Annotated in this window: 15 protein-coding genes; 6 read left to right on the forward strand and 9 right to left on the reverse strand. The window is 27.3% G+C overall.

Going from position 1 to position 16,172, the window contains the following annotated elements; translation table 11 throughout:
- Positions 1-51: 51 nt before the first annotated feature.
- The 4 genes from bpuSUM_RS00295 to trxA form a co-directional block, all read right to left on the reverse strand.
- Positions 52-2,037: a tetratricopeptide repeat protein gene (locus bpuSUM_RS00295; RefSeq protein WP_247065183.1), complete on the reverse strand. Its 1,986-nt coding sequence runs from the start codon at positions 2,035-2,037 to the stop codon at positions 52-54.
- Positions 2,034-2,810 carry a hemolysin family protein gene (locus tag bpuSUM_RS00300; RefSeq protein ID WP_247065185.1) on the reverse strand — a complete coding sequence of 259 codons (777 nt, stop codon included), beginning with the start codon at positions 2,808-2,810 and terminating at the stop codon, positions 2,034-2,036. The genes bpuSUM_RS00295 and bpuSUM_RS00300 overlap by 4 nt, the downstream gene beginning before the upstream one ends.
- Complete coding sequence (gene ybeY / locus bpuSUM_RS00305; protein ID WP_247065187.1) at positions 2,810-3,256, reverse strand: rRNA maturation RNase YbeY; 447 nt, start codon at positions 3,254-3,256, stop codon at positions 2,810-2,812. Before ybeY ends, bpuSUM_RS00300 begins: the two co-directional genes overlap by 1 nt.
- Before the next feature lie 88 nt (positions 3,257-3,344).
- The gene (gene trxA, locus bpuSUM_RS00310; RefSeq protein WP_011772022.1) at positions 3,345-3,698 is read right to left on the reverse strand and encodes a thioredoxin; all 354 of its coding nucleotides are present in this window, start codon (positions 3,696-3,698) and stop codon (positions 3,345-3,347) included.
- An 82-nt stretch (positions 3,699-3,780) separates the two neighbouring features.
- On the opposite strand from trxA, the gene bpuSUM_RS00315 reads away from it, so the two are divergent.
- Positions 3,781-4,503: a 16S rRNA (uracil(1498)-N(3))-methyltransferase gene (locus bpuSUM_RS00315; RefSeq protein ID WP_247065189.1), complete on the forward strand. Its 723-nt coding sequence runs from the start codon at positions 3,781-3,783 to the stop codon at positions 4,501-4,503.
- A gap of 107 nt (positions 4,504-4,610) precedes the next feature.
- On the opposite strand, the gene bpuSUM_RS00320 is transcribed toward bpuSUM_RS00315, so the two are convergent.
- Genes bpuSUM_RS00320 through bpuSUM_RS00340 form a run of 5 tightly spaced genes read right to left on the reverse strand, consistent with a single transcriptional unit; the run spans position 4,611 to position 9,616 of the window.
- A complete protein-coding gene (locus bpuSUM_RS00320) occupies positions 4,611-5,669 on the reverse strand; it encodes a PASTA domain-containing protein (RefSeq protein WP_247065191.1) in 1,059 nt (352 codons plus the stop codon).
- Between the two features lie 29 nt (positions 5,670-5,698).
- A complete protein-coding gene (gene fmt / locus bpuSUM_RS00325; protein ID WP_247065193.1) occupies positions 5,699-6,634 on the reverse strand; it encodes a methionyl-tRNA formyltransferase in 936 nt (311 codons plus the stop codon).
- Positions 6,631-7,128 carry a peptide deformylase gene (gene def / locus bpuSUM_RS00330; protein ID WP_247065195.1) on the reverse strand — a complete coding sequence of 166 codons (498 nt, stop codon included), beginning with the start codon at positions 7,126-7,128 and terminating at the stop codon, positions 6,631-6,633. The genes fmt and def overlap by 4 nt, the downstream gene beginning before the upstream one ends.
- A 23-nt stretch (positions 7,129-7,151) precedes the next feature.
- A complete protein-coding gene (locus bpuSUM_RS00335) occupies positions 7,152-7,841 on the reverse strand; it encodes a hypothetical protein (RefSeq protein ID WP_247065197.1) in 690 nt (229 codons plus the stop codon).
- Positions 7,838-9,616, reverse strand: a complete 1,779-nt coding sequence (locus tag bpuSUM_RS00340) for an aminopeptidase P family protein (RefSeq protein WP_247065199.1) — start codon at positions 9,614-9,616, stop codon at positions 7,838-7,840. The genes bpuSUM_RS00335 and bpuSUM_RS00340 overlap by 4 nt, the downstream gene beginning before the upstream one ends.
- A gap of 121 nt (positions 9,617-9,737) precedes the next feature.
- Here bpuSUM_RS00340 and bpuSUM_RS00345 point away from each other — a divergent pair, with 121 nt between their 5' ends.
- The 5 genes from bpuSUM_RS00345 to bpuSUM_RS00365 are packed head-to-tail and all read left to right on the forward strand — an operon-like array spanning position 9,738 to position 16,170.
- Positions 9,738-10,628, forward strand: coding sequence for an HAD family hydrolase (locus bpuSUM_RS00345; protein ID WP_247065201.1), 891 nt, complete (start codon positions 9,738-9,740; stop codon positions 10,626-10,628).
- 13 nt (positions 10,629-10,641) lie between these two features.
- On the forward strand, positions 10,642-11,880 hold the full coding sequence (locus bpuSUM_RS00350; protein ID WP_247065202.1) for an aminopeptidase: 1,239 nt from the start codon (positions 10,642-10,644) through the stop codon (positions 11,878-11,880).
- A gap of 17 nt (positions 11,881-11,897) precedes the next feature.
- On the forward strand, positions 11,898-12,365 hold the full coding sequence (locus bpuSUM_RS00355) for a divergent PAP2 family protein (protein WP_247065204.1): 468 nt from the start codon (positions 11,898-11,900) through the stop codon (positions 12,363-12,365).
- A 32-nt stretch (positions 12,366-12,397) separates the two neighbouring features.
- Positions 12,398-13,867 carry a hypothetical protein gene (locus bpuSUM_RS00360; RefSeq protein WP_247065207.1) on the forward strand — a complete coding sequence of 490 codons (1,470 nt, stop codon included), beginning with the start codon at positions 12,398-12,400 and terminating at the stop codon, positions 13,865-13,867.
- Entirely contained in the window at positions 13,867-16,170 is a 2,304-nt protein-coding gene (locus bpuSUM_RS00365) for an RnfABCDGE type electron transport complex subunit D (protein ID WP_247065209.1), read from the forward strand. Before bpuSUM_RS00360 ends, bpuSUM_RS00365 begins: the two co-directional genes overlap by 1 nt.
- Positions 16,171-16,172: the final 2 nt, after the last annotated feature.

Here is a 16,172-nt window from a genome sequence, read left to right on the forward strand (position 1 = left end):
ATTATCTACTAGAATTATTAAATAATAAATTAATTAACCACAAGTGTCAAACTATTTTTTTATAAAAACTGTATATCCTTCCTGAATATAATCTCTTAAAAGAGTAGGTGCTTTTAAAATTCCTCTGGAAATGTAATCACCAATCTCTTCAATAGAAATTTCACCTAAAATATCTGACTTACTATAGTTAATAAAACTAGAACTATCACTATTATACTTTAAAGCCCCTTCTTTAAGAACTAAAAAAACATCTCCTTTTTTCACATCATTCACATGTCCAAGATTAATGAGAACATCATCTCTCTTAATCTGAAGGATCTCTCCCTTTTTAGGTAAATAATTATTAAAATCTCTAGAAAAAGAACTTAAAATATCACTTAAATAAAGAACTCCTCCCGAATTATAATCAAAAGTCTTAACTTTAACACCCGTCTTACCTGAAAAAATATCTACTCTTAAATTAGCCGAATTTTTAAAAATATCTACATCAAGATCGAACATCAAAAACAAATCAAGATTATTATCCCTTGCATAAGAAAATTCTTCAGAAAAACTACTTACCAAATAATCTTTATCTTTATTATAATCGAATCTATAATTAACTACTTCTATATTTAAATTACGATCAAGTATTCTCTCAGCATATTTTAAAATTAAATCATTTGCACCAAAAATTTTGTTCTCATTTTGAGTAAAAATACCTACCCTATAAACTGTTTGATTATTATAAAGCCTATTTAAATCACCAATAGTCTTATAACCATACTTAAAAAACAAAGAACTTCTAATATCAAATGTAACTACATCATAAAAATCTAAAATTTTAGTATCTGTAACCTTTCTATGCTCTATTAAATAATAGAGTTCCTCATAAGCCATCACATCTAATTTCATAAATTTATAAATTTTAGCAAGCAAAAACCTAGCACTATCATTATCAGGATAAATATCAATAGCATTCCTTACATTAAATACTGCTCTATCTAAATTTAAATTTTTAAAAGCCTTAAATCCCTCATTTTCATATCTTTTAGAAATTCCTATATTAGTACCATTATTTTTTTGAAATGAACTCCTAAAATTAGATACAAAAAAACTTTCTTCAAGAGCTATATCGTAAAATTCTAAGTCCTTTTTCATACTTTTAGCTCTCTCAAAGTTTAAAACAGCTTTATCAACTATTTCAAGTTTCAAATAAGAATAACCAAGCAAATAATAAAGTTCATCAGAATTTTGATCAACAAGTATTGCCTTTTGAAGAAAATCGGTTGCATCTTCATATTTAGACTGATATAAATAAACAAGGGCAAGTAAACGGTAAGCATCAACAAGTCCAAAATCTCTATAAGTAGTTCTTACTAACATTAAGTAATTTTGAGCATATTTCTCAGCAACTCCTAAACTATTAGTCTTAATAGAAAATTCTGCCACCCTTTTATGAAAATCTGGCAAAGAAGTAAAATTACCCCTTACTTTGTTTATTAAATGCTGTGCCTTATCATTCATGTTCAATTTTTCATAAATGCTCATAAGACGCTCAAAGGCATTATAATTTGTCTGATTATATTCAAGAATAGATAGATAATAATTAGCAGCTGCAACAAGTAATCCTTCTTCCTCAAAAATTGAAGCAAGTCCCACTAAAGCATCAATATTATTTTTTTGCTTTGCTAAAACTTCCGAATAAAATTTCTTAGCCTGTGCTGTTCCATTATTTTTAAGCAATATATTCGCATAAAGAATCTTATATTCAGTATCACCATTTGACATTTTATAGGCTTTCTCTATAAAAAACTGAGCCTGATTATATATCTTCAATAGATAATAAATTTCTGCAATAAACTTATATGCCTCATAATAATTAGGATTAATCTTTACAGCCTCAAGAAGTTCGTCAATAGCATCATAATACTTTTGCATAAGATAATATGTTTGCGCATTTTGATAATATTTGATTGCGGTTGTAGTATTACCTATTAAACTCCCAAAATTTAAATTAAAAATTAAAAGCATTATCAAAAATCTCTTCAAATTCATAAACCTTCCTTCTGGGAAATTTTTATTACTTTAATGTTTCTTTGATGCATATTTTTAATGGTAAATGTTAAATTATTATATTTTATTTTTTCATTTTTCAAAGGAATCCTTCCGAATAGATCATAAACAAATCCCCCAAGAGTATCAAAGTCCCCATCTGGAAGACTTAATCCAAGTTTTTCATTTAAATCTTCAATCAAAACTCTAGCAGTACAAAGATAACTCCCATCATCAAGAGGTACTATTTCATCAAGCTCATTATCAAACTCATCTTGAATATCTCCTACAATCTCCTCAAGAATATCTTCAAGAGTGACAAGACCTGCAACTCCCCCATATTCATCAACTACAATAGCAATATGAATATGATTTTCCTGGAACTCTTTTAAAAGTGAATCAATCTTCTTACTCTCAGGAACAAACATAACCTTTCGCATAATATCTCTTAGATCTATTTCATAAAAATCTCTCTTCCACATATGCAAAAGTATATCTTTCGTATGAATTATCCCAATAATATCATCTATTGTTTCTCTATAAACGGGAAATCTTGAATGATTGCTAGATGTCACAACTTTCAAAATTTCATCTTTACTCCCAAAATAATCAACAAAAACCACACTTATTCTTGGAATCATAATTTCTTTAACAATTGTTTCCTTTAGAGAATTAAAATTCTTAAGCAAAGATGTTTCAAATTTCGACTTTTCCTCAACATTTTTATAATCAGCATCTCTTATTTTTTTATTTTTAAAACTCAAAAACTTGAACATCAAAATACCCTTCTGGTTTCTCTTAAAACTTTCTCCTGAATAATTAACATCTCTTCATTTTGGAAGTCATTTGTTTTGTGAGTATATCCTATTAAATGTAAAATACCATGTATAGTATTCCTTTGAAGTTCATCGTACAGTTCAACATTAAACTCCAAAGAACTAAACTCTAAATATTCAAGAGATATTATAAGATCACCTTGTATTTTATGATCTATTTGTCCACTCTCTTCAAGATAATTAAAAGAGAGAACATCAGTGGGCTCAGATTTTTGTCTAAATTGACTATTTAACTTTTGAATGTACTCATTATTACACAAGATAACAGAAAATTCATATTCTTTAATACAAAGAAAACCTAGAACAGATAAAATAAAATTATAATAAGCATCCCAATGTTTAAACTCAACACCTTCTGCCCATAAGTTTAACTCTTCTTTTATCAATTCACTATATCCTAAAATAATTATAACTTAAAAAAATATTATATAAACAGACAAGATTTTAATTTTTTATTAAAATTCTTTACACATGCTAAACTTTAAATAAATCTTTAATTGCATCTTCAAAAGAATCTTTTTGAATAAAACCAACAGAAACCCTTGGCTTTTCTCCAACAGGAACAAAAATAATAGTAGGAAGACTTTGAACACCAAGTGCCATAGAAATTTCCTGTTCTTTATCAGTATTGACTTTATAAAAATCAATTCTATCTCCATATTCTTTTGAAAGTTCATCATAAATCGGAGCAAGCATTTTACATGGGCCACACCAATCAGCATAAAAATCAATTATTGCAGGTTTTTTTCCCTTAAAATCCCACTCTTTATTATTTTTATAATCAAAAACCTTATCAATAAATTCCTGCTTAGTTAAACTAATTGCCATATTTTCTCCTAAATCAATCGATTTTTCATTATAACATAAATACAACATATACAATATAATTAATAAAGGATTACATATAGAAATGAACTTAATATTAATAAACCCAGATGAACTTAAAAACGGATTGATACTCAATGATTCAAGAGTAAAACACATAAATGAGATATTAAAACTTAAAAACAATGAAACATTTAAGTTTGGTATTATTGGGGAAAAATACATTTACTCATGCGTATATCAAAAAGATGTAAAACTTTTTTTTAGAGAAAATCGTAAAATAGCAAAGTCAAACAAACTAAAAAAGTTAAAAGTAATAATTGGTTTAGTGCGACCAATTGCAGCAAAAAGAATAATTACACATCTTGGAAGCATCGGAATATCTGAACTGATTTTTTTTAATGCTTTACTTAGCGAAAAATCTTATTTATGTTCCAAACTCTTTAAAGAAAGGGAATATGAAAAATATCTAATAGAAGGTGCCATGCAAGGTGGAATCACCTACATACCAAAAGTCAAAATTTTTAATAATCTAAGAGAAGTTTTAAAGAACACAGAATATGAGGGAGATAATACCACAAAAATACTACTTGAAAGAGAAAGCAAAAACAAATTAGTTGACTTAAATATACAAACAAAGAATACAGCTGTTATTATTGGACCAGAGAGAGGATTTATAACAAAAGAAATAAACTTAATCAAAGAATATAATTTTAATGCCTATAATATCTCATCAAATATTTTAAGAACAGAAACGGCCACAATTGTAGCATCCGCTATTATCACATCAAAAATGAATATTAAATAATATTTTTTAACATCTTAAATATGTATCAAACAAATAAGCATATTACCAAACATTTCACTTTTAAATTCACTTTAAAAGTGAAAAGAATACAAATAAAACAAATAAACTCAGTTTACTACTGTTTGATTCACAAGTTTATCATAAATATAAAGTTCAATTATCGAACCTTTTAATGCCTCATAAGGCAATTTAATAAGTCCGCCCTTAGATCTAAAAGAATAAAGCAAAGAACTACTTCCACTAGAATCCTTGATCTTAACCATTATATCCACACTAGATGAGTACATATCCAATTTATAAGTCAAAAACCCAAAAACACTTGTATCATTTCTCCTTGGTTCATTAATAGTAATTGTTAATTTATCTAAATTTTCAATTTTACTACCGGGAGATAAAGATTGAAAAATAACACTTCCAAAATCATTGCCACTTGACAAATTCACATCAAAAGCAATCTCATCATTTAAAAGAGAAATAATCGCATCTTTATAATAAAGACCAATATAATTTTTTGCATATTTAACAGGGGAGCCTCCTTGCCCCTTGCTTACTAAAAATTGAAGATCAACTAAGCTTGAAATCTTAGTACCTGGAGATGGTTCCTGACGAATTATTGTCCCCTTTGGAAGAGTACTCTCAATTTCAATGGGTTTTAACAAATGATAAAGCATCCTGTTATTATTAATTGAATTGGCTTTTAAATTAATAAGCACATCATCAATATTTTTTCCAATAAAACTATCAACTTTATTGATCACAGCTCCTTTACTAATAAAGATCTTAACCTTACTATCAAGTCTTAAAACAGTACCTTTCTTAGGATTTTGATCTATTACCTTTCCCTTATCAAGAGAAGTTGATGAAAATTTAAGTTCAACATAAGGAATAAGTTCTTTATTTTGAAGCTCAGTAATTGCATCTTCAAGATAAAGTTCACTAAGATTCGGAACAACAACAATATCACTACTTTTTAAAAAAATAAAAAATATTGCACACGAAATAATTAAAGAACCAAAAATAGTAAGTATTAAACCCTTAGCTACATGTTTGGGCAATGTGAGAACTTTCCTATCGAAATTTTCATTATATTCACACAAATCATTACTACTACTTAAATTTTTATCATCTAAAAAATTTTTATTATGTGGTGGTCTATTATCACTCAATGCTATATCATCTCCTTATAGCCTCATATTTAAGATTTAAGAAAAATTTCACCTATCAAATCCCTATTTCCATTATAAAAAGACTTATAATCTACAACCTTCCTCCCAGATCTTTGAAGCTCTAATAACAATAAAATTCCATCTCCTGTCTTCACCAAAATACCTTTACTAGGATCAAATGAAACAATTTTTCCTATTGTCTGATCACTATAATCAGTAGTCTTTATAAAGTCAGCTCTATGAAAAATAATTTCATCTTTATCAAGCTTAGCTCTTGCAAGTGGCCAAGGATTGCAAGCATTGATCTTATTCTTAATCTCAAAGGCACTCAAATTAAAATCAAGCATTCTATGTTGCTTATTTAAAAAAGAACAATATGTTGCCTGGCTTGAATCTTGAACAATGCCAATATGTCCTTTATTCAGTTTACTTAAAGCTTCCAAAACAAGATTAAAGCTATTTAAAGAAACATATTTAAAAACATCATCACTTGTATTAAAGCTCTTTATTTCAAACTGACTCTGTGCTAAAATGTTGCCACTATCCATCTCCAAAGCCATTTTTTGAATAGTAATCCCTCCAATAGCATCACCATTTAAAATAGCGGTTTGAATGGGGGAAGGTCCTCTATATTTTGGTAAAAGAGAAGGATGAATATTAACACAACCCATTGGGAAAATATCTAAAAATTCTTGCCTAAATATCTTTCCATAAGAAAAAACTAACATAAGATCAGGTTTTAATTTCTTAACCATTCCTATTACATCAGAATTAAGTACAACGGGATCTAAAACAGTAATATTCCTATTAATGGCCTCAACTTTAATGTCATTAACTTTTAAAAAAAGACCACGACCACTAGGCTTATCAGGAGCAGTTAACACACCAACTACATTATAATGATCTGAGACTTTCTTTAAAACCTCTAAAGCAATACTGTCAGAACTTGCAAAAAAAATCCTCAAGTTTTAATAAACCTCCTTTTTTTCATATAAGGCTCCAACAATTCATTCTTAAGTTTATCCTCATAATAATCAATAAAAAGCACACCTTTTAAATGATCCATTTCATGCTGAACAATTCTGGCTAACAAATCTGAACTTTCAATCTTAAAAAACTCACCATTTTCATCATAAGCTTCAACTACAATAGATTTTGGCCTCAAGAGATCATAATAAACTCCAGGAATACTCAAACAACCTTCTTTATAAAGAACAAGTTCAACAGAAGTTTCTGTTATCAAAGGATTAATAAAAATTAAAGGTTTTGACATTGCATTTTCTCTGATCACAAAAATAGACAAATCAAGACCTACTTGAGGTGCCGCTAGCCCAACACCATTATTAGCATCCATCAAATTTACCATTTTAAAAGCAGTATTTCTAAGCTCATTATCAATATTTAAAACCGCCTTTGTCTTTACTCGCAATAGATCATTAGGATAAAAAAATATTTTCATAAAACCCTCAACTAAAATTTAAACTATAACTTTATTTGTCCAAAAAGCTTCCATTCCTCATTTTCTGCTTCTGAGAAATAAATACTCCCTTTCCTAGACTTAGGAAAAGCATAAAGCTTACCCTCATTTTCATCCTTAAATACTAAAAATTCCTTAAGCTCTATTTTTGAAGGAAGGAGTTTTTTGTCTTGACCATTCATTTTTAATCTCCAATGACCGTCCAATGTTTTATAAAAAAAAACTTTGTCATCAAGAGTATTAATTTCATAGTTATTCTTTTTATAAAGAATATCATCTAATTTAGAAACTCCCAAAGCATAATTTAAAAACTCTTGATTGCTCTGAACAGTATCCCTAATAGAACCAATATACGCGGCCTTAATTTGCTCACTCTGTGAATTAACAAAAAACAAGGTAGGACTTTTTTTTAAATTAATCTTACCAAAAATTTCATTATTCACATCAATAATTAAAAAAACATTATTTTTAGCAATAGCCTTAAGAAGGTTATCATCTTCAAACGACTTTAAAAAATCTCTTATCAAATTACCTTTAATATCTTTTCCAACCAATATTAAAACATTTTTATGTAAATTTCGGGCCTCATTCATAGCATCTTTATAAGAATCATGAAAAATAATATCTGATGACAGCGAAAATAAATGCACAAAACCAAAAACAATAAATATTACAAATAAGCTTACAAATCTCATATCTTATTAGTTAATATCTCTAAAAATTTCAGCTCATCACCACTAAGATATTCTTTCAAACTAGAATATATAAATTCATGATAACTATTAATATAGTCTAATTCATCCTTTGAAAGCATTTCGGTAACTATTAATTCTTTTTCAAAAGGCACAAGAGTTAGATTTTCAAACTCCAAAAAAGTTCCAAATTCATTTGAATAACTTTGCTTCACAAAAACTAAATTTTCAGTTCTAATTCCATATTCAGAATCTCGATAGAGCCCAGGCTCAATTGAAGCAATTTCAGAACCTTTAAAAGAATAAGTAGACAAAGGACTAATAGAAACAGGAAGTTCGTGAACATTAAGAAAAAAGCCTACCCCATGACCTGTTCCATGAGCAAAATTCAATCCTTGCTTTAGCAAAGGAAATCTAGCAATACCATCAAGAGAAGAACCTAAAGTCCCAAATGGAAATTTTAAAGACGCAAGAGCAATAAAAGACTTAAGGACTAAAGTATAATCTTCCATCTCTTTACAAGATGCTTCTCCAATTAAAATAGTTCTTGTAACATCTGTTGTACCAAGTTCAAGGTAAGAACCTCCAGAATCTATTAAAAGCAATCCATTACCATCAAGATTTTTAGCTCCTTTTGTAGGTCGATAATGAGGCAAAGCCGCATTTTCTTTAAATCCAACTATTGAATCAAAACTAGAACTAAAAAATTCATCTCTTGCTGTCCTAAATTCTAACAACATATTTGCAACATCAACCTCATCTAACTTAGAAAGCTCATCTTTGCTTAAACTCTTAAATTTATACAAAAATTTAATCAAACTCACAGCATCAATAATATGAGCCTCTTTCATCTTACTAATCTCATAATCTGATTTTATCGCCTTAAGTTCATTAACAATACTCCCTCCAAGTACTGCATTTGGTTTACCAATAGATTCCAATATTTTAACATTACTCTCAACTGATATAAAAAATTTCCCTTCATGATTAATCTCTGCTAAAAACGAATAAAAATTACCATAATCTTCAATCTCAAAACCTTCGGCCTCAAACCTCTCTCTTAACTCAGAATCAAGTTTATCAATATTAATAAAAAGAACATTCTTATATCTCTCACTTCTAGCAATAAACAAAAAAGCATAAAATAAAGCGGATGATTCAATATCCAAACCTCTTAAATTTAAAAGCCAAGCTATTTCATCCAAAGAGCTTATGATAAAAAAATCAATTGCCTTTTCTTCTAATTTTGCATTAACTCTATCAAGCTTATCCGTTCTTCTATCGATTTTTTGAGCTTCACTCAACTCAAATATCTTATTGCTTTCTAAAACGGGTCTATCCTGCCAAATTTTAGAAACTAAATCTTCATGTAAGATCTCAATATCTGTATGTCTACAATTTTGAACCAAATCATTATAAAATTTTATATTAACATCTTCAGAATAAATTCCAAGCCTTAAGCCCTTAAGATTTGCATTTATGTAACTAAAAATATCAGGATACCCTTTAACTCCAAGTCTCATCAATTTAAACTCAGTTTCTTCAAGTTCACTCAATGCTTGTAAAAAATACCTACCATCTGTAAAAAGCACTGCCTCTGTTTCTGTAACGATTACTGTCCCAGCACTTCCTGTAAATCCTGTAATAAATTCACGAATATTAAATCTAACATGAGAATATTCACTCATATGTGGATCATAACTTGCTATTAAATACGCATCGATTTCACTTTTCATCATCAAATTTCTCAATAAAAATATTTTTGTACTAATTCCCATAAAAGCAAGCTCCTTAGATTTTAAAAAGTAACTTTTATTTAATTATAACAAATAATTCAATTTTAAAAAATTTCTTTATTTGTTATAATTAAATCCAACGGTAAAATCAAAGGACAAAAGTATGAAAGATATTAAGGCTATTATTTCTGATCTTGATGGCACACTTCTACTCTCAAATAGCCAGATAGGAGCTTTTAGTGAGATTGTAATAAAAAAACTAACAAAAGAAAACAAAAAGTTTATTATTGCAACAGGAAGAAGCAAAAATGAAATAATTTCCCTTACAGAACACTTAAACTCACATGTTTCATTTTTTATAACATTAAATGGAGCAAGAGTCTACAACAATCAATGGCAGTTGATAAGTAGTTATGACTTGTCCTCTGAAATTGTAAATGAGATTTTAAATCTCAGAGAGAACAAATACAAAGATATACCCCATTTTTTACAAAAATCTGAAGATATAGATGAAAGGCTTTACGCTGATAACATAACTAAAAATGCTATTAATAATATATTTAAAAAACATGCATTGTTAAGGAAACACAAATATATAGAACATGAACTAAAAGATATAAGTATAAAATATCATGAAGTCAACAGTTTTAAAGAAATTAAAAACTTTAACAATATAGCAAAAATATTATTACTGCATGATGAAGAACCTCAATTAATAAAATACGAAGCAATAATTTTAGAAAAATACAGAAAAGAAATAAATGCTTATTTATCAACACCACACTCACTTGAAATTGTTAATAACAGAGTTTCAAAGGGAAATGCATTAAAAGACGTCCTTAAAAGCATCCATATTAATTTAAATGAAGCAATTGCATTTGGAGATGGGTTTAATGATGTTGACATGTTAGAAAATGTAAACAAAGGATTATTAATGGGTAATGCAAATTATAGACTAAAGAAAATGTTATCATATTTAGAAATAATAGGCACTAATGATAATGAGGCTGTTGCACATTATATTAATGACAACATTTTAGAAGAACCTGTATAGCATAGGACACAATATGAAAACAGATTTAATAAAATATGCAGAGCTCATTATCTTAAAAGGAATTAACTTACAAAAGAATCAATGCGTACTTATTACAGGTTCAATTGAAAATTACGAATTTTTAAAAATTCTAGCACAAAAAGCTTATGAATATGGGGCAAAATACGTAGAACTCAATATTGAAGACACTGACATTTTAAAAACCAGATTAAAATCATCACCAGAAGATCTCTTAGAGTTTATTCCAGATTTCAAGCATAAATTTTTTGAAGAAATGATAAATGAAAAATGGGCAAAGATACGAATTGATAACACAGAAAATTTAGACACATTGAAAGATAATGACAGTAAAAAAATATCAAAATACTTTAAAGCACTAAATATAGCATCAAGAAAAGTTTCAAGTGCAATAATGAATAACGAATTAGCATGGTGCATAATTTGTGCTCCAGGTCCAAAATGGGCTGCAAAAGTTTTAAATAAACCTGAAAATCAAGAAACATTAGAAGAATTTTTTAAAATTCAAAAAAAAATCATGTTACTCGACTCAAAAGATCCAATAAAGGCATGGGAAGACCATGGAAAAAAACTTCATCAAAGATGCGAAATTCTAAATGAACTCAAATTAGAAAAAATAATTTTTAAAAACCAGAAAACAAATTTAGAAATATATCTTCTAGAAAGTTCTATTTGGACAGGAGGAAGTGAAAAAATAAGAGGAACGGATATTGAATTTAATGCAAATATGCCTACTGAAGAGATTTTTACAACCCCTAATTACAAAAGAACAAATGGAATCATGTATGTAACCCGTCCAATAACGGTACTTGGAAACTTAATAACCGGAATATGGCTAGAATTCAGAGATGGAAAAGTAATCAACTTTGGATGTGACAATGAACATTCAAGAAACATATTAAAAAAACATATGGAAACTGACATTCAAGCACAATATATAGGAGAAGTTGCATTAGTAGACTGTAACTCTACAATATATCAAAGTGGTTTAACGTTTTACAATATACTATATGATGAAAATGCAAGTTGCCACATTGCACTGGGCAATGCATATCCCTCTTGTTTAAACAACGGACAAGAACTAAAGACTGATGATGAAAAATTAGATTATGGCTGTAATGTTTCTTTAATTCATACAGACTTTATGATTGGTAGTAATGACATAAACGTCATTGGCATTGACAAATCAAACAAAGAACATACAATAATACAAAATGGACAATTCGTAATATAAAACGGAGTAATCAAATCATGATAAAAGAGTTATTCACAAATGACCTTTTCCTGTCTTGTTTCGTTTCAGGCATTATTGCACAAATGATTAAATATATTATTCAAGCAATGAAGACAAAAAAATTCAAAACAAACCCAAAACACCTTTTAAAAAGCATTTTCTTGGAAACAGGAGGAATGCCCAGTAGCCACTCTTCAACAGTAACAGCTCTTGCCACATCAATATTAATAACAGAAGGAATAAACACTAACTTTATCATTGCTCTGGCTTTTGCTTTAATAACAATAAGAGATTCATTCGGAGTCAGATACATGGCAGGGGTTCAAGCAGAATACCTAAACGCTTTGTCAGAACAATTAAAAATGAAAATCAAAATTGAACCTTTAAAAATCAAAGTGGTTAAGGGACACAAAAAAAAGGAAGTATTTACAGGAATACTTATTGGTATAATTTCCGCATGGGTAATATGCAGCCGAATAATATAGAATAATATAAATAACAAATTATAAAGGAAAAAATGAAATTACCAAAATTTTTACATATACTGTTAATACTATTACTAATCTCTTGCAATATGGCAAAATTTGGAGATTATAAACCAATATACTTCAAAGGAGAAGAAGATTTAAAAACCGCAAATGACTACATAAACTCATTAGGATATAAAACAATATCTGAATACACAACAAAAGTAAATATATTAGACTTCCCCAATTTCAAAGAGATAACAATAGACAAATTAATTCACCTTAATGACTATGATCTTCGCAAAGATCTATTTTTAAAAAAATTATTTAACCTCTTCAATATAGAAAAGAAAAAAATACTTTATGTCGAATCAGCATTCACCAATAGCGATCTTAGAAAATTAAAGCAAGATCAAAAGATTGAAGCAGAAATGCACTCACTTAACTACAAAACTAAAATTAAATATTTTTCAAGCATAACATTCATAACAATTATGATACTTTTATTACTATTAAACATCAAATATGCACCCTTTATAATCCTTTTTCTAATAAGTTCATGTACTATATTCATATTTAGCGATGAAATACTATATTTTTATCCTTTAACTATACTCTCTTACCTATTATTTACATTAATTGATAATTTTAATAAAAATTACAATAAAATATACCCAAGAGATATTAGCTTCACAGTATTAATTAAGAAAATTAAAATTCCAATATTTTTATTTTTATTTATAGTATTTTACTTTATTGTTATCATTAATTTTCTCACAACCAACCTCGAAGCACTTCTGATTGTTTTTGTATCAATATCAACACTTTGTATTTTTTTAATATTCACTTGGATAAAAACTGAAAGCAATCTCAAACACACATTTTTATCCTTAATTGAAATAAAAGAACAAAAACGAGAAACAAAAATACTAAAATTCAAGATCCTCATACATATAATGTTATTCATAGCATCATTAATGCCATTCTTTTATGCACAAAATATACTTAATGATTATAACAACTTAAATTATCTTTACAGTAAAAAATTGAACTATTTTGACTATTTAAACCCCAACAATATTTACTTAATGGTAGGACATAATGAAGAAATTCCAAATATTGTGGGTTATATGTATCACATATTTTACCAAAACGAACTTAAATATAAAATCACATCTCAATATGGCAAAGTAAACACACATGTAAAAGAAGACTACTTTGAAATAGAAAACAACAAAATAACTATCAACCAAAAAACTGTATACAAAGTAGACAAAGGATTTATATCCAAAAACCTTAATAAAGAACTCTCAAAATTATTCTTAGATAATGGAAATCCAATTTTAATATATAAAGAAACACCTGCTAATATTGCAATCAATAAAGATAATTTTACAACTTTGTTCACTCTCTCATTACCGTTTTTCTTATTGCTATTCCTATTTAAAGCAATAAGATTTACAATTCTTTTAAATATGAGTGAAAAAAGCTATAAAAAATATATTAGAGGAAATATTTGATGTCTAACTCAAAAAAACTAAAAATAAAAAAGCAGTATAAAGTAAATATAGATGAAATTCAAATGCCTGAATGTGTTTTAATTCCACTAGAAACAGAAAATGCAAAATCTACAATATACATCATTGAAAATCAAAGAATCACAGAAGGACAAATATTATCAAAAAATAAAAATGCAGAACTATATACATATTCCCCAATATCTGGAACAATCGAAAAAATATATACAGCTAATCTTCCAGGTGAACACCAATTAAAATCAGCATTAATAAGATTTCACGGAAGAATAAAAAACGAACAAGAACTCTCAGTTGAGGAAGAATCAAGAGAAAAAACACTAGAAAAGTTAATTCGACTAGGAATTCCCTGGTTTAATGAACATTCACTGTTTCAATATGTAAGTAAATGCAAAAAAATAGATAAAATGCTTTTCTTAATAAATGGTAAAGATCCATTCACAAATATCTCAGAAATATTAATAAAAGAAAAATTAGATGAAATTATTTATGGTTTTAAAACAATAGACAAAATATTTAAATTCAAAGAAATATTAATAGTACTTAGCAACTATCACTTAAAAAAAGAACTTGCAAACTTAAATATATTTCAAGACAAAAGATTAACTATCAAATTAATTCCCAATACTTCATATCCATATTCAAATCATGAAGTAATCATGCACTTTTTATACAATGAAGAGAGCATAAAAAATAATATAAATCCAAATAAAAACATACTTTTAGCTAATGTCGAAGACCTTTATAATGTATATAGGACACTCAAAACAAACTCCCCGTATAAAGAAAAGTTTATAACCATAAACGGCAACAAAAAAATACAAAGTAAACTAATCAAAGTAAAAATTGGAACATCTATCCAACAAATAATAAATGAAGATATTGATACAAAAAAATATGACATATTTATAAACAATCCTGCAAATAAGATAAAAATAAACAATCTAAATATACCTATAACAAGAGATATATACAGCATTACAATATTAAAAAAAGAATCAATATTGAGTAAAATAAAATTCTTAAAAACACCTAGTTTTTCACCACTATATATGGAAGGAATTATTTTATCAAAGATTAAGGGCAAAAATAACATTTCTAATAAACAATTACAATATCTGCAATATACTGAAACTGAAACAGAAGATGAAATAAACAAAGTAAAAAAAGAAATAAAGGAAAAGATTTTAAATTTAAGCCTCAACAATGAACCAATATACACTGAGAATAACTTAAAAGATATCTATTTAACCATTATCCTAGCCTTAATACCTAGTTTAATATTCTCTTTTACAAACAACATAAAATTTTTAATTGATACTTTAATATTAACAATGATAAGCTTGTGCTCATATATTCCAATAATGCTAAAATCCAAACATAAATATCTCTCATTCTTTATATATACTTCATTAATTATCAATATAATCTTACCTTTAAATTTCCCTATCATATTAAAAATAATGACATTACTTTTTACATTTTTAGTATTTTTTTATTTCTCAAAGCTTTCCAAATTTCTTGTAAACCCCATATTAATATCGTTCATGTTTTTATTACTAAACTTTCCATCAAGTTTTAAGAATACATATTCTAAAAAACTCTCAGAGCAAGAAGATATAATTCCTACCTGGAATAAAATAATGCAGAAAAGTTCAAACACTCAAAATTTAGAAAGCCTAAAAGAATTTAAAAGATACGAAAACAAGCACATTGATATGATTGAAAAATTTATAAATGACAATATATTATCTAATCTAAATATAATGATACCAAGATTTCACGTTGAAAACTTGTTAGGATTACAAAACGAAAAATATTTATCCCCCATTTTGATTTACATTGGTTTCTCATTTATTCTTGAAAAATTTATCATAAATAAATTAATACCACTATCTTTTTATGTAAGTCTGCTACTAATTGCTTATATCCTCAAAAGTCTTGGTCTTTACAGTTATATAAGTTTTGATATGCTAACTCTAATAATATCACCAATTCCAATGATTTTAGTATTTACAATGAGCACAGAATTACAAATAGCCCCCCCTTTTAAATTTGAACAAATACTTTATGGAATTACATTATCTTTAGCATATTTTATAACATTAAGCTATATTCCACTTGAAACTTTAGCAGCTGTAATATCCATTTTTATCCTACAGATAAGTTCAACATTAATAAAAAAATATAGCTTAACATTTCAGATTAAAAAAATATTGCATCATTTAAGCATGAATCAAGCAAAAACAATAAAATATAAAAACGAAAATGGAGAAGAAATTATATAAAT

The sequence above is a fragment of the Borrelia puertoricensis genome, assembly GCF_023035875.1.
In the GTDB taxonomy this organism is placed as follows: Bacteria; Spirochaetota; Spirochaetia; order Borreliales; family Borreliaceae; genus Borrelia; species Borrelia puertoricensis.